This window comes from Streptomyces sp. NPDC093071 (assembly GCF_044754545.1).
GTDB lineage: Bacteria > Actinomycetota > Actinomycetes > Streptomycetales > Streptomycetaceae > Streptomyces.
Window position 1 is genome coordinate 821,219 of sequence record NZ_JBIVPH010000001.1, and the last position, 18,493, is coordinate 839,711.

The 18,493-nt window shown below is 73.4% G+C and carries 19 protein-coding genes; 11 read left to right on the top strand and 8 right to left on the bottom strand.

Annotation, left to right across the window (positions count from 1 at the left end):
- The first annotated feature begins 89 nt into the window (after positions 1–89).
- The 6 genes from ACIQD7_RS03415 to ACIQD7_RS03440 all read left to right on the top strand — a co-directional run bounded on the left by ACIQD7_RS03415 (position 90) and on the right by ACIQD7_RS03440 (position 4,511).
- Complete coding sequence (locus ACIQD7_RS03415; protein WP_121832320.1) at positions 90–695, top strand: TetR/AcrR family transcriptional regulator; 606 nt, start codon at positions 90–92, stop codon at positions 693–695.
- 184 nt (positions 696–879) lie between these two features.
- Positions 880–1,515 (top strand): TNT domain-containing protein, encoded by a 636-nt coding sequence (locus tag ACIQD7_RS03420; RefSeq protein ID WP_402439701.1) that lies wholly within the window; start codon positions 880–882, stop codon positions 1,513–1,515.
- A complete protein-coding gene (locus tag ACIQD7_RS03425) occupies positions 1,512–1,757 on the top strand; it encodes a hypothetical protein (protein WP_121832319.1) in 246 nt (81 codons plus the stop codon). The genes ACIQD7_RS03420 and ACIQD7_RS03425 overlap by 4 nt, the downstream gene beginning before the upstream one ends.
- Positions 1,758–1,919: 162 nt before the next feature.
- Positions 1,920–3,236 carry an ROK family protein gene (locus ACIQD7_RS03430; protein WP_402438991.1) on the top strand — a complete coding sequence of 439 codons (1,317 nt, stop codon included), beginning with the start codon at positions 1,920–1,922 and terminating at the stop codon, positions 3,234–3,236.
- A 103-nt stretch (positions 3,237–3,339) separates the two neighbouring features.
- Positions 3,340–4,131, top strand: a complete 792-nt coding sequence (locus tag ACIQD7_RS03435; protein WP_402438993.1) for a hypothetical protein — start codon at positions 3,340–3,342, stop codon at positions 4,129–4,131.
- A complete protein-coding gene (locus ACIQD7_RS03440) occupies positions 4,128–4,511 on the top strand; it encodes a GntR family transcriptional regulator (protein ID WP_402438995.1) in 384 nt (127 codons plus the stop codon). Before ACIQD7_RS03435 ends, ACIQD7_RS03440 begins: the two co-directional genes overlap by 4 nt.
- A gap of 7 nt (positions 4,512–4,518) precedes the next feature.
- Here the strand turns inward: ACIQD7_RS03440 and ACIQD7_RS03445 are convergent, their stop codons facing one another.
- The gene (locus ACIQD7_RS03445) at positions 4,519–5,766 is read right to left on the bottom strand and encodes an MFS transporter (protein ID WP_402438997.1); all 1,248 of its coding nucleotides are present in this window, start codon (positions 5,764–5,766) and stop codon (positions 4,519–4,521) included.
- A gap of 94 nt (positions 5,767–5,860) precedes the next feature.
- Here ACIQD7_RS03445 and ACIQD7_RS03450 point away from each other — a divergent pair, with 94 nt between their 5' ends.
- Complete coding sequence (locus ACIQD7_RS03450; protein WP_402438999.1) at positions 5,861–6,271, top strand: MerR family transcriptional regulator; 411 nt, start codon at positions 5,861–5,863, stop codon at positions 6,269–6,271.
- Here ACIQD7_RS03450 and ACIQD7_RS03455 read toward each other — a convergent pair.
- A complete protein-coding gene (locus tag ACIQD7_RS03455; RefSeq protein ID WP_402439001.1) occupies positions 6,268–7,005 on the bottom strand; it encodes a translation initiation factor IF-2 in 738 nt (245 codons plus the stop codon). The two genes, ACIQD7_RS03450 and ACIQD7_RS03455, sit on opposite strands and share 4 nt — an antisense overlap.
- Positions 7,006–7,206: 201 nt before the next feature.
- Here ACIQD7_RS03455 and ACIQD7_RS03460 point away from each other — a divergent pair, with 201 nt between their 5' ends.
- Entirely contained in the window at positions 7,207–8,034 is an 828-nt protein-coding gene (locus tag ACIQD7_RS03460) for an oxidoreductase (RefSeq protein ID WP_402439003.1), read from the top strand.
- A gap of 21 nt (positions 8,035–8,055) precedes the next feature.
- On the opposite strand, the gene ACIQD7_RS03465 is transcribed toward ACIQD7_RS03460, so the two are convergent.
- Positions 8,056–8,445 (bottom strand): hypothetical protein, encoded by a 390-nt coding sequence (locus ACIQD7_RS03465; RefSeq protein ID WP_402439005.1) that lies wholly within the window; start codon positions 8,443–8,445, stop codon positions 8,056–8,058.
- Positions 8,446–8,598: 153 nt separating this feature from the next.
- Here ACIQD7_RS03465 and ACIQD7_RS03470 point away from each other — a divergent pair, with 153 nt between their 5' ends.
- Positions 8,599–8,772 carry a CsbD family protein gene (locus ACIQD7_RS03470; RefSeq protein WP_366378466.1) on the top strand — a complete coding sequence of 58 codons (174 nt, stop codon included), beginning with the start codon at positions 8,599–8,601 and terminating at the stop codon, positions 8,770–8,772.
- A 166-nt stretch (positions 8,773–8,938) separates the two neighbouring features.
- The gene (locus ACIQD7_RS03475) at positions 8,939–9,676 is read left to right on the top strand and encodes a restriction endonuclease (protein ID WP_121832310.1); all 738 of its coding nucleotides are present in this window, start codon (positions 8,939–8,941) and stop codon (positions 9,674–9,676) included.
- A 10-nt stretch (positions 9,677–9,686) separates the two neighbouring features.
- On the opposite strand, the gene ACIQD7_RS03480 is transcribed toward ACIQD7_RS03475, so the two are convergent.
- From ACIQD7_RS03480 to ACIQD7_RS03500, 5 genes are all read right to left on the bottom strand, one after another.
- Complete coding sequence (locus ACIQD7_RS03480; protein WP_121832309.1) at positions 9,687–10,823, bottom strand: XdhC family protein; 1,137 nt, start codon at positions 10,821–10,823, stop codon at positions 9,687–9,689.
- A 40-nt stretch (positions 10,824–10,863) separates the two neighbouring features.
- A complete protein-coding gene (locus ACIQD7_RS03485; protein ID WP_121832308.1) occupies positions 10,864–12,330 on the bottom strand; it encodes an NCS2 family permease in 1,467 nt (488 codons plus the stop codon).
- 205 nt (positions 12,331–12,535) lie between these two features.
- Positions 12,536–14,941, bottom strand: coding sequence for a xanthine dehydrogenase subunit D (gene pucD / locus ACIQD7_RS03490; RefSeq protein ID WP_402439007.1), 2,406 nt, complete (start codon positions 14,939–14,941; stop codon positions 12,536–12,538).
- 2 nt (positions 14,942–14,943) lie between these two features.
- Complete coding sequence (locus tag ACIQD7_RS03495; protein WP_121832306.1) at positions 14,944–15,531, bottom strand: (2Fe-2S)-binding protein; 588 nt, start codon at positions 15,529–15,531, stop codon at positions 14,944–14,946.
- 1 nt (position 15,532) lies between these two features.
- Positions 15,533–16,423, bottom strand: a complete 891-nt coding sequence (locus ACIQD7_RS03500; RefSeq protein WP_121832305.1) for a xanthine dehydrogenase family protein subunit M — start codon at positions 16,421–16,423, stop codon at positions 15,533–15,535.
- Between the two features lie 318 nt (positions 16,424–16,741).
- On the opposite strand from ACIQD7_RS03500, the gene ACIQD7_RS03505 reads away from it, so the two are divergent.
- Positions 16,742–18,439 (top strand): PucR family transcriptional regulator, encoded by a 1,698-nt coding sequence (locus ACIQD7_RS03505; protein WP_402439009.1) that lies wholly within the window; start codon positions 16,742–16,744, stop codon positions 18,437–18,439.
- Positions 18,440–18,493: the final 54 nt, after the last annotated feature.

Below are 18,493 nucleotides of genomic sequence, written 5' to 3' on the forward strand. Positions count from 1 at the left end.
GCGGCAAGGGCGGCCGGCCCGTCCGCCCCCGGGGCCGCCCGAGCGCGGGCGCACCGCCCTCCCCCGCCCCGGCCTGGAATACTGGCCGGGTGATCGAGACCTCCGCCGCCGACGCCCCGCAGCTGACGGGCCGGGGAGCGGCGCGCCGTGCCGCCCTGTTCGAGGAGCTCGTCGCCCTCCTCGTCGGCGAGGGCTTCGCCCGTCTGACGCTCGACGACCTCGCCGCCCGGCTGCACTGCTCGAAGCGGACCCTGTACGGCCTGGCCGGCAGCAAGGAGCAGCTGGTCCGGGCGGCGGTCGTGCACTTCTTCCGGCGCGCCACCGCCCGGGTCGAGGCCGGCCTCGCCGCCGCCACCGGGCCCGCCGAACGGCTCGCCGCCTACCTGCGGGCCGTCTCGGCCGAACTGGCCCCGGTCTCCCCGCAGTTCTTCGACGACGTGGCGGCCTTCGAACCGGCGGCCGAGGTGTACGAGCGCAACACCCGCGCCGCCGCCGGGCGGGTCCAGCAGCTCATCGAGGAGGGCGTGCGGGCCGGTGTCTTCCGCGAGGTGCACGTGACCTTCGCGGCCGACGTCATCTCCTCGGTCATGGTCCGCATCCAGCGGCGCCAGGTGGCCGCCGCGACCGGCCTGGCCGACGCGGAGGCGTACGACCAGCTCGCCGAGCTGCTCCTCAGCGGCCTCAGGAAGGCCTGAACCTCCCGTACGGCCCCACAAGCGACACCCCCGCGCGAATGGCCGGTTTCCGCCCCCACCCCTCCCTCACCCTCCGCACCCCCTCCACTACTCTGTGCCGCGCCACTGATCACCCCCCTCCCAGGGAGACCTCCGCGTGGAGCACAGCCGTACCGTCCTCAGGATCCGTGCCGTACTCGCCGCCATGGGCGTCACCGCCGCCCTCACCGCGGCGTCCGCGGCGCAGGCCGCGCCCGTCGAGAGCGCCGGGAAGCACCGGCCCGCGCCCTGCACCGGGGAGTTCCTCGGTGACGCGCGGCTCGGGCCGAAGCACCTGCCGAACAAGCGGCAGAAGCCGGTCGGGCCGCTGCTCGACGGTTACCACCGGACGGGGAAGCTCTCCCCCGCCGCCTTCCTCAAGAAGTACTGGGAGGGCCCGGCCGACACCGGTGGCTGGAAGTATCCGCCGAACGACGGCTTCGGCGAGGTGAACGGCGAGGTCGACAAGGCGCCCGAGCTCCTGGTGAGGGGCGAGCGCCTGGACCGCTTCGGCTCGGAGTTCGGCGGCTACCTGGCCCCGGCGGGCGACGCCTACGCGAAGCGGGCACTGCCCCCGCAGAACCTCAACACCCGCGACACCGCCTTCCCCTGCGACTACCACCTGTACGAGGTGACGCGGGCCTTCGTGGTCTGGGAGGGCTCCATCGCGCCCTGGTTCGAGCAGCCGGGCGGCGGCCGCCAGATCAAGCTGGACCCGGTCTTCCTCGACCCGGGCGAGGGGCAGCGCCTCAACGTGAAGTGGCTGCTCGACAACGGCTACCTCGTGCGCGTCCCCGCATGACCGACCACCGCCGCACGCTCGAACGGGCGCTCCAGGAGGCCGGGGTGCCCGCCGGCTACTACTGGATCGAGGGCGTCCACGAACCCTCCCCCGTCCCGACCGACTTCGCCTATCTGCGGGCGGCGCCGGGCGGGGGCGGCTGGGAGACCGGGGTGTACGAGCGGGGCGCGTACGAGCCGGTCGCCACGCACCCGGCCGAGGCGGACGCCTGCGCCCACCTCCGGACCCTTCTGGGAGCCTAGGGCCCCCGACTCGCTCCCGGCACGTCCCGCGTTCGGGAAGTGAAGGCATCAGGGCCCAGCTCCCTTATTTCAGGTCATGACTTAAAGCTAAAGATAAAGGAGCCCCGGGGACCCCGCAGCGCGGTATGTTGCGGTCAGGACTACTTCACACCAGGGGGCCCAGTGACCATGCGGAACGGACGCACCGTCCGTGATCTGCGGCGCGAGAACCGCACCGCCGTCCTCCAGCGCCTGTACTTCGACGGGCCGATGAGCCGCTTCTCGCTGGGCCCCGCGACCGGACTGAGCTCCGGCTCCATCAGCAACGTGGTCGCGGAACTGGCCGCGGAGGGCCTGGTCGAGGAGGCGGGCAGCGTCGACTCGGCCGGCGGACGCCCCCGCACCCTGCTCCGGATCTCCTCCGGCAGCGGCTTCATGATCGGCGTCGACGTCGGCGAGACCCGGATCAGGATCGAGCTCTTCGACCTCGCCCTCACCGAACTCGCGCGCGCCGAGCGCCCGTTGGCCGTGGACAGTCCGCATCCGCACGACCGGTACGAGGTCGGGGTCGTCGTCGGGCACCTCCGGGACGGCATCGCGGAGGTGCTGCGGAGCGCGGACGTGCCCGCCGAGCAGCTCCTCGGCGTCGGCATCGGCGTCCCCGGCATCGTGGCCCGCACCGCCGAGGACGGTGCCGTCGTACACGGCCAGACCGTCGACTGGGACGCCGTCCCTCTGGAGCGGCTGCTGCGCGAGAGCGTGGAACTCCCGGCGTCGGTGCCGTACTGGATCGACAACGGCGCCAAGACCCTCGGCCAGGCCGAGATGTGGTTCGGCGCCGGGCGCGGCGCCCGCAGCGCCGTCGTCGTGCTCTTCGGCTCCGGCGTCGGCGCCTGTGTCGTCACCGACCCGACGGGGCCGGGGCGGGCGATCGAGTGGGGCCACCTGAAGGTACGGGTGCGGGGGCGGCGCTGCCGCTGCGGCGCCCTGGGCTGCCTGGAGGCGTACGCGGGCGCGGAAGCCCTGCTCGAACGCTGGCGGGAGGCGGGCGGGCGGCCTCCGGAGGGCGCGGACGAGGAGACGGCCCTGACGGCGATGCTCGCCGCCGCGTACCCCGCCGACACCGCGACCCCGCCCGACGCGACCGCCCTCGCCGTCCTGGAGGAGACCGCCGAATTCCTCGGCGCCGGATTCGCCGACCTCATCAACCTCTTCCAGCCCGAACGCATCCTCGTCGGCGGCTGGGCCGGGCTCCAGCTCGGCACCCGCTTCCTGGAGACGGTCGAGGGGTACGCCCGGGAGTACGCCCTCAAGTACCCGGCGGCCCGGGTCGGCATCGGCCTGGGGACGCTGGGCCCGGACGCGGTCACGGTCGGCGCGGCGATCCTGCCGCTCGCGGACTTCTTCGCGCGGGGCGGGAGGCGGGCCGAACCCGAGACCGAGGCCGTCGAGGAGCAGCCGGCGTGGGCGACGACCGTACGGGAGCGGACGGCCCAGTAGTCCCTGCGCTCACCACCCACGTTGTGTCATTCATTTGACACAAGTCGCGCGTTCCTCCATCTTGTGCTTACCGCTTGATACAAAAGCTCTGACGGGGGTCACCATGCTCGATTCCGCCCTGCCCGCCCCACACCGGCCGGCCCGCACCGAACTGCTCGTCCGCTGGGGCGGTGCGGCGATCGGCGCGGCGGCGGCCTGGACGGTCTCCTCCCACGGCGCCGGGCTCGGGCTCGGCGTCCTCCACGCCCTGCCGGTCTTCGCCGTCTGCGCCACGGCGGGCGTCCTGGCCGCCGACGCGCTGACGCCGGGGCCCGGAGGTGCGGTGCGCCGCGCGGGTCTCGCCCCGCGCCGCGTCCGCGACGTCCTGCCCGCCCGCTTCACCGTGCTGCTCGCCGCCGAGGCCGCCGTGCTCGTCGCACTGCTCGCCGTCGCCGCGCTCACCGCCTCCCCGGACGACATGGACAGGGCGGGCCGTACGCTCACCGTCGCCTGCGGGAGCCTCACCCAGTCCCGGGGGCCCTGGCCCGGCCTGTTCTACGGCGCCCCGGTGCTGGTCGCCCTCGCGTTCGGCACCGCCGCCTGCGGCTACGCGCTGCGCCGGATCACCGGGCGCCCGGTCCCCGGGGGCGACGCGGCGGCGGTGGCCGCCGACGCGGGGCGGCGCCGGGACCGCGCCCGTGCCGTGACGGCCGCGTGGGGGCTCCTGGTCTCGGCCCCGCTGGCCGGCACCGCCCTCTTCGCGTCCGGCGCGCTGCGCTCGCTGTCCTGCGTGGGGCCCGTGGTCCACACCGCCGGTCTGCTCCTGCTGCCGGTCGCCGCGGTCGCGGCCGGCACGGCGCTGTGGTCGCTCCTCACCGTCCTCGCCCCGCCGGCCGCCTTCCGGAGCCGGTCGTGACCGGCCCGGCCGTACGGGTGGACACGACCGGCCCGGTCCCGCCGTACGAGCAGATCCGCTCCCAGCTCGCGGCGCTCATCGGCGGCGGCGTCCTGCCGGAGGGCGAACGGCTCCCCACGGTCCGCCAGCTCGCCACCGACCTCGGGCTCGCCCCCGGCACCGTCAACCGCGCCTACAAGGAGCTGGAGGCGGCGGGGCTCGTCCGCACCCGCCGGGGCGCGGGCACCAGGGTCGCCGCCCGCCCCGGTACCGCCCCCGTCGACGCCGCCGCCCTGACCCGGCTCGCCCGCGCGTACGTCACCGGGGCCCGCGCGACGGGCGCCGACGAGGAGGCCGTCCTGGCCGCCGTACGGGCGGCCCTGGACGCGCCCCGTACCTGAGCCTCCGTCAGGAGGCGTCCCTGCGGGCGGGGAAGCCGTGGGCGCGGGCCGCGACGACCACGGCCGTCACGGGGACCAGGAGGGCCAGGACGCTCCAGGGCAGGGCCCCGGTGCCGAACGCGTCGAGGAGGAGGCCGCCGACCACCCCGCCGCCCGCCATGGCCACGTTCCAGAGGGTGACCAGCATCGCCTGTGCCGCGTCGGCCTGTTCGCCGCCCGCGTCGCCCGCCGCCGTCTGGAGCAGGGTCGGCGCGCCGCCCCAGCCCAGGCCCCAGAGCACCACCGCGCCGTAGACGAGCGCGGGCGACTGCGCGAAGAGCGCCAGGAGGCCGCCGGCCACCGCGACGAGCAGCGTGCCGGTGATCATCAGGGCGCGCAGCCGGCGGTTGATCAGGGCGCCGACGGCCCAGATGCTCAGCAGCGAGGCGCCGCCGAAGACCAGGAGGACCACGTCCGCCCGGCCGCCCATCCCGAGCCGGTCGAGGAAGGCGGCGATGTAGGTGTAGAGGAGGGTGTGGGCGAGGACGAAGACGAGGGTGACGGTGAGGACGGGGGTGACGCCGGGCACCTTGAGCGCCCCGAGCATCGACGGTGCGGAACCCTTCTCCGGGCGGTGTCCCGGATAGTCGGGGACGGCGGCCAGGATCCAGACGAGGAGGGCGAGCGTCAGGCCGGTCATGACGAGGAAGGCCGTCCGCCAGTCGACGGCCTTGCCGATGAACGTCCCGGCGGGCACACCGAGGGAGAGCGCGACGGGGATGCCCGCCATGGCCACCGCGATGGCCTTGCCCTGAAGGTGTGCGGGAGCCATCCGCCGGGCGTAGCCGGCGAGCAGCGCCCACGCGAGGCCCGCCGCGACCCCGGCGGCGAACCGGGCGCCCATCGTCAGCGGGTAGGACGTGGAGATCGCCGTCACGGTGTTGGCGGCGGCGAATCCGGCCATGGCGGTCAGCAGGAGCCGGCGGCGGCGCCACCCGGCGGTCGCGGCGGAGAGCGGGATGGCGGTGAGCACGGTGCCGAGGGCGTAGACCGTCACCGTCTGCCCGGTGGCGGACTCGCTGACGCCCAGGTCGCCGCCCATCGCGGGCAGCAGCCCGGCGGGGAGCGTCTCCGTGAGGCTCGTGATGAACACGGCGGTCGCCAGGGCGAGCAGCGCCGGAAGGGGCAACTTCCCCGAGGGTGAAGGCCGTTCGGTCCGGTGCGAGGAGGGGGCGGGGCCGTGGGAGGGTCCTCTGGTCAGGTCTGTGCTCGACATGGCACCATGCTCGAACCCTTCCATTGATGTGAAGGTCAAGCATGGATGTGAAGGTCGAACGGGATCCGGAAAAGCGTCGCGGGAGGCGGGAGTCGTGCGGATCGGGGAGCTGTCGGAACGCACCGGTGTCTCCCGCCGGATGCTGCGGTACTACGAGGAGCAGGAGCTGATCGCCTCCCGGCGGTGCGCCAACGGCTACCGGGACTATCCGGAGCCCTGCGTGGACCGCGTCCAGCAGGTGCGCGGGCTGCTCGACGCGGGCCTGCCGACGCAGACGATCCGCAGGATCCTGCCGTGCCTCGGGCCGCCGGGACGGATCGACATCCCGAACCCGACGCCGGAGACGATCGCGCTCCTGGAGCTGGAGTGCGCGCGCATGGCGCAGCGGATCGACCAGCTGACCCGCAACCGGGACGCCATGACCGCGTATCTCGCGGAGGTCCGGAAGGCCGTTCCGGACCTCGCGGAGGTCCGCAAGACGGTCCCGGCCGAGCCTGCGGCCTAGTGCGGCGGGGGCGCCGGGTCCAGCGCGTTGCCGACGCCGCAGCCGGCCTCCCCGGGCATCCGCTGCATCCGGGACGGCACCCACACCGAGGTGTCGCCGGGGGCCACGCGGGCGAGCAGGCAGTCCTGCGGGTCGAAGCCGTTGCCCGGCACGAGGAGCAGGACGCCGACCCGGTCGCCGTCCGCCCTCACCTCGGTGCGGATCTTCGGGTCCATGTCCAGGGCGGCGACCACCCGGCGCACCCCGGCCTCGTCCGCCCGGCCCCCCTTCGGCACCCGGGGAAGCTTCCTCCGGAGCTCCTCGTACGGCAGCCGGGGCGGTTCGGGCGGCGGGCGGAAGGCCAGCGCGGGGCCGTCCGGGCAGTCGACCTTGCGGGGCTCCGCGCCCCACTCCGCCTCGGGCGACACCCGCACCCTGAAGCAGCGCCGGACGACGTACCGTTCGGCGGCGAGCAGCGCCCCCTCGTACCCGTAACCGGTCGTGCGGACGATCACGTGGACGCCGTCCCCGTCGTGCGTCGAGGTGCCCGTCACCCGCATCACCTCCACCCGGTCGAAGAGGGAGGCGGCGTACCCGACCTCCTCCGCCGTGCGCGGGCGTTGGCTCTCCAGCCGTTCGCTCGCCTTCCTGGCCACCTCGCGGGCGGAGGCCGTCCCCTCGTCGTGGGAGAAGTGCACGACCCCGTAGACGACGACGATCAGGAACAGGGCGAGGAGCAACAGCGGTCGACGCATGGGGACACCCTCGCCACACCGCGCGCGGCGGACAACCCCTCGCGTACTCAGACCGGTATGGGCGATCGTACTCGGGCGGCCGCCGGACGGGTGGCGCACGGAGTCCGTGAACGCCCTTGCAAAAGAAGGCTGTTGACTTGGAGAGCACTCCACGTCCTAGCGTCGGTCCGTCGGTACAGGACGATCGATCGGTGGAAGAACATGGGAGTGTGGTTCGTCACGGGTGCCTCGCGCGGGCTCGGCGCGGAGATCACCCGCGAGGCGCTGGCCCGCGGGCATCGCGTGATCGCGACGGCGCGGGACGCCTCGGCGGTGCTCCGCGCGTACCCGGAGAAGCCGGACGGGCTGCTGGCGGTGAGCGCGGACGTGACCGCACCGGAGCGGCTGGCGGCCGCGGTGGAGGCGGGCCTGAAGGAGTTCGGCCGGATCGACGTCGTGGTCAACAACGCGGGTCACGGTCTGGTGGGCGCGATCGAGGAGACCTCCGACGAGGCCGCCCGGGCGCTGTTCGACGTCAACGTGTTCGGCGTGCTCAACACCCTGCGGGCGACCCTGCCGACGCTGCGCGCCCAGCGGTCGGGGCACGTCGTGAACATCGGCTCCGTGGGCGGCTTCGCCACCGTTCCGGCGGCGGGCCTGTACGGGGCGTCGAAGTTCGCCCTGGAGGGCGTCTCCGAGGCGCTGCACGGCGAGCTGGCCCCGCTCGGCGTGCGCGTCACGATCGTGGAACCGGGCGGATTCCGCACCGACTTCCTCAGCGCCTCCAGCATCCGGGTCGAGCCGGCCGCCATCGAGGACTACGCCGCCGGCGCGGGACCGGTGCGCGAGGCGCTGGCCCGGAACGACGGCCGCCAGCCGGGCGATCCGGCGAAGGCGGCCAGGGCCGTCGTCGACGTCACCGAGGCCGCCGAGCCGCCGCTGCGGCTGCAACTGGGCGCGGACGCGGTCGAGCGCGTCGAGGCGAAGCTGGACCTGGTGCGCCGCGAACTCGACCGGTGGCGTCACGTGGCCCTCTCGACGGGCATCTGAGAAACCCTCCGGGCGCCCCGGTCAGGCGGGGGCGAAGAGGTCCCCGGGCGCGTCGTCGAGGACGAACCCGTTGTCGAAGCGGACGCGGACGGTCGTGCGGAGCGTGCGCTCCAGGTAGGCGGTCCAGGCGGGTTCGAGCTCGGCGACCCGCTCTTCGAGCTGCCGCCTGCTGGCCGGGGGCATCTGGTGGCCGAAGTCGTCCAGGAGGGACTTGAGCCGCTCGTACTCGCGCACCTCCGGGCCCCGGGGACGGTCCTCGTCCACCCGCTCGACGGTGCCCTCGGCGCCCGCCGCCAGGGCCAGGAACCCCGCCCCGGCGCCCGTCTCCGCCCCGGGTCCGCCGGCCGGGACGACCTCTCCGGCCAGCCGGAGGTCCACCGCAAGCCGTACTCGCCGGCCCTCTTTCAGCATCGTCGGTCCTTCGTCCTCGGGATGGTCGGCCGCGCGCGTGGCCGCCTCGATTATCGCGGTCCGGAAGCCACGACCCCGTTTCGGGACCCTGTTCGCGGTTATGCGGCCTTTCACCAAGACAAGGGTTTTCCAGGTTCTCGGAGAGGAGCCGACATGTCGGGCAACGAGAAGATGAAGGCCAAGGGCGAGCAGGTCAAGGGCGCCGTCAAGGAGAACACGGGCCGTGCGCTCGGCGACGAGCGGATGGCCGGCGAGGGCCGCGCCGAGCGCGCCAAGGGCGACGCCCGGGAGGCCAAGGAGAAGACGAAGGACGCCTTCAAGCGCTGACCCTCCGGGCCGGCACGCGCCGCGGCCCCCGGCCCCTTCCGGGTCGGGGCCGCGGCATGTCCGGACCCGGACGCGCCACGCGGGAGGGGCCGTGGGCGAGGAGTTCGCACGCGGAGTCAGTACGCGGAGTCGGTACGTGGAGTTCGTACGTGAGGGAGGGGTCCGGATGGGGTTCGTCGGGGAGGACAGGGGTGCCGTCCGGCGCGGCCCCGTGGCGGTCGGGCGCGATCTGGTGCTCGCGATCGGGCTCGCGGGGACGTGCGTCGGCGGTCTGGCCCTCTTCCTGAAGACCGCCGGGGCGGCCGGGGACCGCGGTTCGGGGGTGCCGGCCGCGCTCCTGGTGGCGTTCGCCGCGATCGGGGCGATCGCCGTGGCCCTCGCCCTGTTCAGGAGGAGCGCGATGCCCGTACGGCGGGGCCGGGCGTCCTTCGGGAGGCGCGGGGCCCTCCGTACCGCCGCCGTCCCGGTCGCGGACGTGCCCGACGTCGGGGCGGAGGCGCTGGACCACACGGCGGTCGACCCGGACGGCTTCGAGCACACGGTCGCCGCGCTCTGCGCGCGGGACGGCTGCACCCCGGTGGAGGTGGTCGGCGGCGCGGGCGACCTGGGCGCGGACGTGATCGCGACGACCGTGGACGGGCGCCGGGTGGTGATCCAGTGCAAGCAGTACGCGGAGGACCACCGGGTCGGCTCCCAGGACCTCCAGCGGTTCGGCGGGACCTGCTTCACCGTGCACGGGGCCGACGTGGCGGTGCTGGTGACCACCAGCTCCCTCACCGCGCCGGCCGCCGAGTACGCCGCCACGTGCGGGATCGTCTGCGTGGACGGCGAGGCCCTGGCGGCCTGGACGGACCAGCTCGCGCCTCCCCCGTGGGAGGCGCTTCCGGTGGATCCGGCCGCCTGACGGGCGCGTCCTAGGCGACGGACCCTATCCGGCCCAGCGGCCCCCGGGGTCCGTCGTGGTGGATCGGGGTGTGGGCGCCGGTGAGGGAGACCCCGGTGCCGCCCCTGCGGTGGGCGACGATCTCGGCGCCGATCGACAGGGCGGTCTCCTCCGGCGTGCGGGCGCCGAGGTCGAGGCCGATCGGGGAGCGCAGCCGGGCGAGTTCGAGTTCGGTGACGCCGACCCCGCGCAGCCGCTCGTTGCGGTCCTCGTGGGTGCGGCGGGAGCCCATCGCGCCGACGTAGGCGACGGGGAGCCGGAGGGCGACCTGGAGCAGGGGCACGTCGAACTTGGCGTCGTGGGTGAGGACGCACAGGACGGTCCGGCCGTCCACTTCCGTGGACTCCAGGTAGCGGTGGGGCCATTCGACGACGATCTCGTCGGCCTCGGGGAAGCGGGCCGGGGTCGCGAAGACGGGCCGGGCGTCGCAGACGGTGACGTGGTAGCCGAGGAACTTGCCGACCCGGACGAGCGCGGCGGCGAAGTCGATGGCCCCGAAGACGATCATGCGGGGCGCGGGCACGGAGGACTCGACCAGGAGGCTCAGGGGCTGTCCGCAGCGGCTGCCGTCCTCGCCGATCTCCACGGTGCCGGTGCGGCCCGCGTCGAGCATCGCGCGGGCCTCGCCGGCCGCGGTGCGATCCAGCTCGGGGTGACCGCCGAGCTTGCCCTCGTACGAGCCGTCGGGGCGGACCAGGAGGGCCCGGCCGAGCAGGTCGTCGGGCCCGGAGACGATCCGGGCGAGGGCCGCCGCCTCGCCCCCGACGGCGGCGGCGAGCGCGGCGGGGAGGACCCCGCCGCGGACCGGGGTGACGAGGATGTCGATGATCCCGCCGCAGGTCAGGCCGACGGCGAAGGCGTCCTCGTCGCTGTAGCCGAAGCGCTCGACGACGGTCCGGCCGTCGTCGAGGGCCTGGACGCACAGGTCGTAGACCGCGCCCTCCACGCACCCCCCGGAGACCGATCCGATCGCCGTGCCCTCGCTGTCGACGGCGAGCGCGGCGCCCGGCTGCCGGGGCGCGCTGCCGCCGACCGCCACCACGGTGGCGACGGCGAAGGCGCGTCCCTGCTCGACCCACCGGTGCAGCTCTTCGGCGATGTCCAGCATCTCGGTTCTCCTTGGAAGGTGCGGGAGGGCGGCGGGGGCGTCAGCCGACGCCGAGCCAGCTCTCGATCGGATGGATGGCGAAGTACACGACGAAGATCGCGGTCAGGCCCCACATGAAGGCCCCGACCTCCCGCGCCTTCCCCTGGGCGGTCTTGATCACCGCGTAGGAGATGACACCGGCGGCGACACCCGTGGTGATGGTGTACGTGAACGGCATCAGGACCACGGTGAGGAAGACCGGGATGGCGACGGAGCGGTCGCTCCAGTCCACGTGCTTGGCGTTCTGCATCATCATCGAGCCGATGACGACCAGGGCCGCGGCGGCGACCTCCTGGGGCACGATCGCGGTGAGCGGGGTGAAGAAGAGGCAGAGGGCGAAGAAGCCGCCGGTGACCACGGAGGCCAGGCCGGTGCGGGCGCCCTCGCCGACGCCGGTGGCGGACTCGACGAAGACCGTCTGGCCCGAGGCTCCGGCGCCGCCGCCGATGACGCCGCCGGCGCCGTCGATGAAGAGGGCCTTGGAGAGGCCGGGCATACGGCCCTTGTCGTCGGCGAGCTTGGCCTCGGTGCCGACGCCCAGGATGGTCGCCATGGCGTCGAAGAAGCCGGCCAGCACCAGGGTGAAGACGATCATGGTGATCGTGATGTAGCCGACGTCGCCCCAGCCGCTGAAGGACACCTGTCCGAAGAGGGAGAAGTCGGGGGCGGAGACCGCGCTGCCGTGGAGCTCCGGCGGGCCGGAGAACCAGGCCTTGGCGGGTATGTCGGCGACCGCGTTGAGGACGACCGCGACGACCGTGCCGACGACGATGCCGATGAGGATGGCGCCAGGGACATTGCGGGCCTGGAGGGCGAAGATCAGCAGCAGGGTGACGGCGAAGATCAGGACGGGCCAGCCCTGGAGCTCGCCGGCCGGGCCGAGGGAGACGGGGCCGCCGCCCGGGGCGGGGTTCTCGTGGACGAAGCCGGCCTTCACGAAGCCGATGATCGCGATGAAGAGGCCGATGCCGATGGTGATGGCGTGCTTCAGGGCCAGCGGGATCGCGTTCATGATCATCTCGCGGAGGCCGGTGACCACCAGGAGACAGATCACCGCGCCGTACGCCACGGACATGCCCATGGCCTGCGGCCAGGTCATGACGGGGACGACCTGCGAGGCCATGACCCCGGAGACGCTCAGACCGGCGGCGAGGGCGAGCGGGACCTTGCCCCAGAAGCCCATGAGGAGGGTCGTCGCGGCCGCGGCGAGGGCGGTGGCGGTGATGAGCGCCGGCTGGCCGAGCAGATTGCCGTCGACGTCCTTGCCGCTGAGGATCAGGGGGTTGAGCAGGAGGATGTACGCCATCGCCATGAAGGTGGTGACGCCGCCGCGGACCTCCGTCGCGACGGTGGATCCTCTCTCCGAGATGTGAAAGTACCGGTCGAGCCAAGACCTGCCGGCGGGGGTGCGCGAGCCGGAGCCCGCGTCCTCGGCGCTGGTCTTGGGCTCCACTGACGACTGGGTCATGGGGCCTACTCCCAAGGTTCAAAGGGGCACCCGCGTCGGACTTCGAAGGGTTCTGGTCCGGCTGAAGCCGCGGGATTTGGGATGCTGCGTGGCTGCACGACCCGGGGGACGGCCCGAGACGAACGGGGGTGGTGCGTGGGGGCTCCGGGCGGTACGGGCGGGGAAGAGTGACGTTCCCGGTACGGGCCGTACCGCCCGGAGGGTCCTACAGGGTGCCGGTGAGCGCCTCGGGGCGGACCGGCGTCTTGTTGAGCTCCAGGCCCGTCGCGTTCCGGATCGCCGCGAGGACGGCCGGGGTGGACGACAGGGTCGGGGCCTCGCCGAGTCCCCGCAGGCCGTACGGCGCGTTGGGGTCGGCGAGTTCGAGCACGTCGACCGGGATGGTCGGCGTGTCGAGGATCGTCGGGATCAGGTAGTCCGTGAAGGAGGGGTTGCGCACCTTCGCGGTCTTCGGGTCCACGATGATCTCTTCCATCACCGCGACGCCCAGGCCCTGGGTGGTGCCACCCTGGATCTGGCCGACGACGGAGAGCATGTTGAGCGCCTTGCCGACGTCCTGGGCGGTGGCGAGCTCGATGACCTTGACGAGGCCGAGCTCGGTGTCCACCTCGACGACCGCGCGGTGCGCGGCGAAGGTGTACTGGACGTGGCCGTCGCCCTGGCCGGTGACCAGGTCGAAGGGGACGGTCGGGCGGTGCCGGAACTCCAGCTCCAGGTCGATCGGGTCCTCGCCCTCCAGGACGTCGGCGAGGGTCGCGAGGACCTCGCCGCCGTCGGTGACGACCTTGCCGCCCTCCAGGAGGAGTTCGGCGGTCGCCCAGGCGGGGTGGTAGGAGCCGTTCTTGCGGCGGCCGATCTCCAGGACCTTCTCGCGGACGGCCTCGCAGGTGTTCTTCACCGCGCCGCCGGTCATGTACGTCTGCCGGGAGGCGGACGTGGAGCCGGCGGAGCCGACCTGGGTGTCGGCCGGGTGGATGGTGACCTGGGTGACGCCGAGCTCCGTACGGGCGATCTGGGCGTGCACGGTGACGCCGCCCTGGCCGACCTCGGCCATGGCCGTGTGGACCATGGCGACGGGCTCGCCGTTGATGACCTGGAGGACCACGCGGGCGGTCGAGTAGTCGTCGAAGCCCTCGGAGAAGCCGACGTTCTTGATGCCGACGGCGTAGCCGACGCCGCGGACGACGCCCTCGCCGTGCGTGGTGTTGGAGAGGCCGCCGGGCAGCGCGCGGACGTCAGCCTGCTCGCCGGCGGCGAGCCACTGCTGCTCGGGCGGCATGGGGCGGGCCTTGACCCGGCGGAGCAGTTCGGCGACCGGGGCGGGCGAGTCGACGACCTGTCCCGTGGGCATGAGCGTGCCCTGTTCCATGGCGTTGATCTGCCGGAACTCGACCGGGTCCATGCCCAGCTTCTTCGCGAGCTTGTCCATCTGCGCCTCGTACGCGAAGCACGCCTGGACCGCGCCGAAGCCGCGCATGGCGCCGCAGGGCGGGTTGTTGGTGTAGAGGGCGACGGCCTCGATCTCGACGTCGTCGACCACGTACGGGCCGGCGCCGAGCGAGGAGGCGTTGCCGACGACGGCCGGGGAGGCCGAGGCGTAGGCGCCGCCGTCGAGGACGATCCGGGCCTTGAGGTGGGTGAGCTTGCCGTCCTTGGTGGCGCCGTGCTCGTAGTGGAGCTTCGCCGGGTGGCGGTGGACGTGGCCGAAGAAGGACTCGAAGCGGTTGTAGACGATCTTGACCGGCTTGCCGGTGCGGAGCGCCAGGAGGCAGGCGTGGATCTGCATCGACAGATCCTCGCGGCCGCCGAAGGCGCCGCCGACGCCGGAGAGCGTCATGCGGACCTTCTCCTCGGGCAGGCCGAGGACGGGCGCGATCTGGCGCAGGTCGGAGTGGAGCCACTGGGTGGCGACGTACAGGTCGACGCCGCCGTCCTCGGCGGGCACGGCGAGGCCGGACTCCGGGCCGAGGAAGGCCTGGTCCTGCATTCCGAAGACGTACTCGCCCTCGACGATCACGTCGGCCCGCTTGCGGGCCTCCTCCACGTTGCCGCGAATGATCGGCTGGCGGTGCACGATGTTGGGGTGCGGGACGTGTCCGGCGTGGTGGTCGTCGCGGCCCTCGTGGATGAGGGGGGCGTCGGGGGCGAGCGCGGAGGCCTCATCGGTGACGACGGGCAGCTCCTTGTACTCGATCCTGACCTTGGCGGCGGCGCGGCGGGCGGTCTCCGGGTGGTCGGCGGCGATCAGGGCGACCGGCTCGCCGTGGTGCCGTACCCGGCCGTGGGCGAGGACGGGGGTGTCCTGGATCTCCAGGCCGTAGTTCTTCATCTCGGCCGGCAGGTCGTCGTACGTGAGGACGGCGTAGACGCCGGACATCGCCAGGGCCTCGGAGACGTCGATGGAGACGATCTCGGCGTGGGCGACGGTGGAGCGGAGGGTCTGGCCCCAGAGCATGTCCTCGTGCCACATGTCCGAGGAGTAGGCGAACTCGCCGGTGACCTTGAGGGTGCCGTCGGGGCGGAGCGTGGACTCGCCGATGCCGCCCTTGGTGTGGTTCTGGGTGACGTTGGTGGGCGTACCGGCGGGTGCGGTACGGGTGTTCTGCGCCATGGTCAGACCGCCTCTCCCTGACGGGCGGCCGCGAGGCGGACCGCGTCGAGGATCTTCTCGTAGCCCGTGCAGCGGCACAGGTTGCCGGAGAGGGCCTCGCGGATGTCCTGGTCGGACGGGTCGCTCTGCCGCTCCAGGAGTTCGTCGGCGGCGATCAGCAGGCCGGGGGTGCAGAAGCCGCACTGGACGGCGCCGGCGTCGATGAACGCCTGCTGGATGGGGCTCAGTTCGACGCCCTCGCCGGTCTGGGAGTCCTGACCGGGCTTGGCCTCCCACTTCTTGGCGGCGTCGAGCGGGGTGCCGCAGCCGCCGGTGCCGCAGGAGCCGTGCTCCGCGCGCTCCTTGGCGAACTCGGCGAGGCCCTCGACGGTGACGACCTCGCGGCCCTCGACCTGGCCGGCGGCGACGAGGCAGGAACAGACGGGGACGCCGTCGAGGCGGACCGTGCAGGAACCGCACTCGCCCTGCTCGCAGGCGTTCTTGGAGCCGGGAAGGCCCATCCGCTCGCGCAGGACGTAGAGGAGGGACTCGCCCTCCCAGACGTCGTCGGCCTCCTGCGGACGTCCGTTGACCGTGAAATTGACGCGCATGTTATGCAGCTCCCTCAAGCGTGCGGCCGGTGCCGCGGTACTGCTCCCAGGTCCAGCCGAGCTGGCGGCGGGCCATGATGCCGACGGCGTGGCGGCGGTACTTGGCGGTGCCCCGGACGTCGTCGATCGGGTTCGCGGCGCCCGAGCAGAGGTCGGCGAACTGCTTCGCGATCGACGGGGTGATGATCTTTCCGTTGTCCCAGAAGCCGCCCTCTTCCAGGGCCGCGTTCAGGAAGGCCTCGGCCTCCTTGGCGCGGATCGGGGTCGGCGCGGCGGAGCCGATGCCGGTGCGGACGGTCCGGGTCTCCGGGTGGAGCGCCAGGCCGAAGGCGCAGACGGCGATGACCATCGCGTTGCGGGTGCCGACCTTGGAGTACTGCTGGGGGCCGTCCGCCTTCTTGATGTGGACGGTCTTGATCAGCTCGTCGGGCTCCAGGGCGTTGCGCTTCACGCCCGTGTAGAACGCGTCGATCGGGATGAAGCGGCTGCCGCGCACGGACTCGACCTCGACCTCGGCGCCCGCCGCGAGCAGGGCCGGGTGGGCGTCACCGGCCGGGGAGGCGGTGCCCAGGTTGCCGCCGACGCCGCCGCGGTTGCGGATCTGCGGGGAGGCCACCGTGTGCGAGGCGAGCGCCAGACCGGGCAGCTCGGCCCGCAGGTTCTCCATGATCCGGGTGTACGGGACGGAGGCGCCGAGCCGGACGTTCTCCTCGCCGACCTCCCACTCGCTCAGCAGCTCGATACGGTTCAGGTCCAGGAGGTACTCGGGACGCCGGTGGTCGAAATTGATCTCGACCATGACGTCGGTACCGCCCGCGATGGGCACGGCCGTGGGGTGCTCGGCCTTGGCGGCGAGCGCCTCCTCCCAGCTGGCGGGGCGAAGGAAGTCCATGGTGGCTCTCTTCTAGTGATTCTGGTGATCGGATGATCGGGGCGGTGCGGATGGGCCCGGGAAGACGGCCGGCCCTCGACTTGTTCATGTGCTGTTCACGCGGTGTGTGGCCTAGTACACAAGGCCACGTTCTCCTGGGTGCAGTCACCGAAAACATGAAGGAGTTGGCTGGTGCCCACCGTCGTCTTGTAGATTCGAACGAAAGGCGGTGAACGGAAACCTCACCGTTTCCCCCTGGAAACGGCGGCACCACCGACCCGTCGACAATGCGACAACGCGACATCCACGAGCACTGACGAGAAGGACGGCGGCGACATCATGCGGCTGCGCGCACTGCTGGAGAACGACGCGCTGGGGCTGCGCCTGCTCGGCGGCGAGGACGAGCTGGACCGCACCGTCCGGGGCGTGATGACGACGGACCTCAAGGATCCCAGCCGGTACCTGTCCGGCGGGGAGCTGGTCCTCACCGGTCTCGCCTGGCTGCGGGAGCCGGCCGACGCCGAGCCCTTCGCCCGGATCCTGGCCTCGGCCGGGGTGGCGGCGCTGGCGGCGGGCGAGGCGGAGCTCGGGGACATTCCCGACGATCTCGTAGCGGCGTGTTCGCGCCATCGGCTGCCGCTCTTCGCGGTCAACGAGTCCGTTGCGTTCGCGACGATCACCGAGCACGTTGTTCGACAGGTGTCCGGGGAGCGGGCCGGGGACCTGGCGGCCGTCGTCGACCGGCACAGGCGTCTGATGACCTCCGGTCCTGCGGGCGGCGGCCCCGAGGTCGTCCTCGACCTGCTCGGCTCCGACCTGGACCTGCGGGCCTGGGTCCTCTCCCCCACCGGCCGCCGGATCGCGGGCGCCGGGGAGCCCCTGGACGGCGCGCTCGCCGCCACCCTGGCCGGTGAGCACCTGGCCGCCGTCCGGACCGGCCGGCGCGGCCCGCACCGGGTGGCCGCAGGCGGCACGACGTACTCGCTCTTCCCGATCCGCAACACCGGCCGGGGCGCCGCGCCCGCCGTCCGGGACGTGCGCGAGACGGTCCTCTCGGACTGGCTGCTCGCCGTCGAGGCGGACGCCGGGGACTGGCCGGCCGCCCGGCTGGACCTGCTCCAGGGCGTGACCCAGCTGATCGCGGTCGAGCGGGACCGGCGCGACGCGGCCCGTACGGTGCGGCGCCGGCTCGCCCAGGAGGTCCTGGAGCTGGTGCAGACGGGCGCCGCGCCCGCCGAGATCGCGGCCCGGCTGCGGGTGGCCGCCCCGGTGCTGCTCCCCGGGCTCGGCACGGCCCCGCACTGGCAGGTCGTCGTGGCCCGGGTGGAGTGGGAGCAGGAGGCCGGTCAGGGGTCCGCCGTGGACGGCGGCCCGGTCGCGCAGGCGCTCCTGGAGGAGATCCTGGTGGACCCGGCGACCGCCGGTGCCGAGTCGGCCGACCGGATCGCCGTCGCGCACAGCGGGGACGAGGCCATCGCCCTGGTGCCGCTGGCCGCCGGGCCGCTGCCGGACAGCGAGGACGAGGGCCGTACGGCCGTCGCCGGACTGCACGCGGACGCGCTCCTCGCCGCCGTACGGGCTCCGCTCTCCGCCGGTCTCGCCGACGACGGGCGCCTGACCCTGGGCGTCAGCGCGGCCGTGCACTCGGCGGAGGGCCTGCGCGGGGCCCTGGAGGAGGCCCGGCACGCCCGCCGGGTCGCCGCGGCCCGGCCGGGCCGGGTCTGCGCGGCCGGGCACCACGAGCTGGCCTCGCACGTGCTGCTGCTGCCGTTCGTGCCGGACGACGTCCGCCGGGCGTTCACGGCCCGGCTGCTGGACCCGCTGCGGGACTACGACCGGCGCCACCGGGCGGAGCTGATCCCGACCCTGGAGGCGTTCCTGGACTGCGACGGCTCTTGGACGCGCTGCGCGTCCCGGCTCCACCTGCACGTGAACACGCTGCGGTACCGGGTGGGCCGGATCGAACAGCTCACCGGCCGCGACCTGTCCCGCCTGGAGGACAAGCTGGACTTCTTCCTGGCGCTGCGGATGAGTTGAGCGCCTTCGGCCGAGGCCCGGAAAGCCGTCCGGGAATTCACTCCTTCGGAGGAG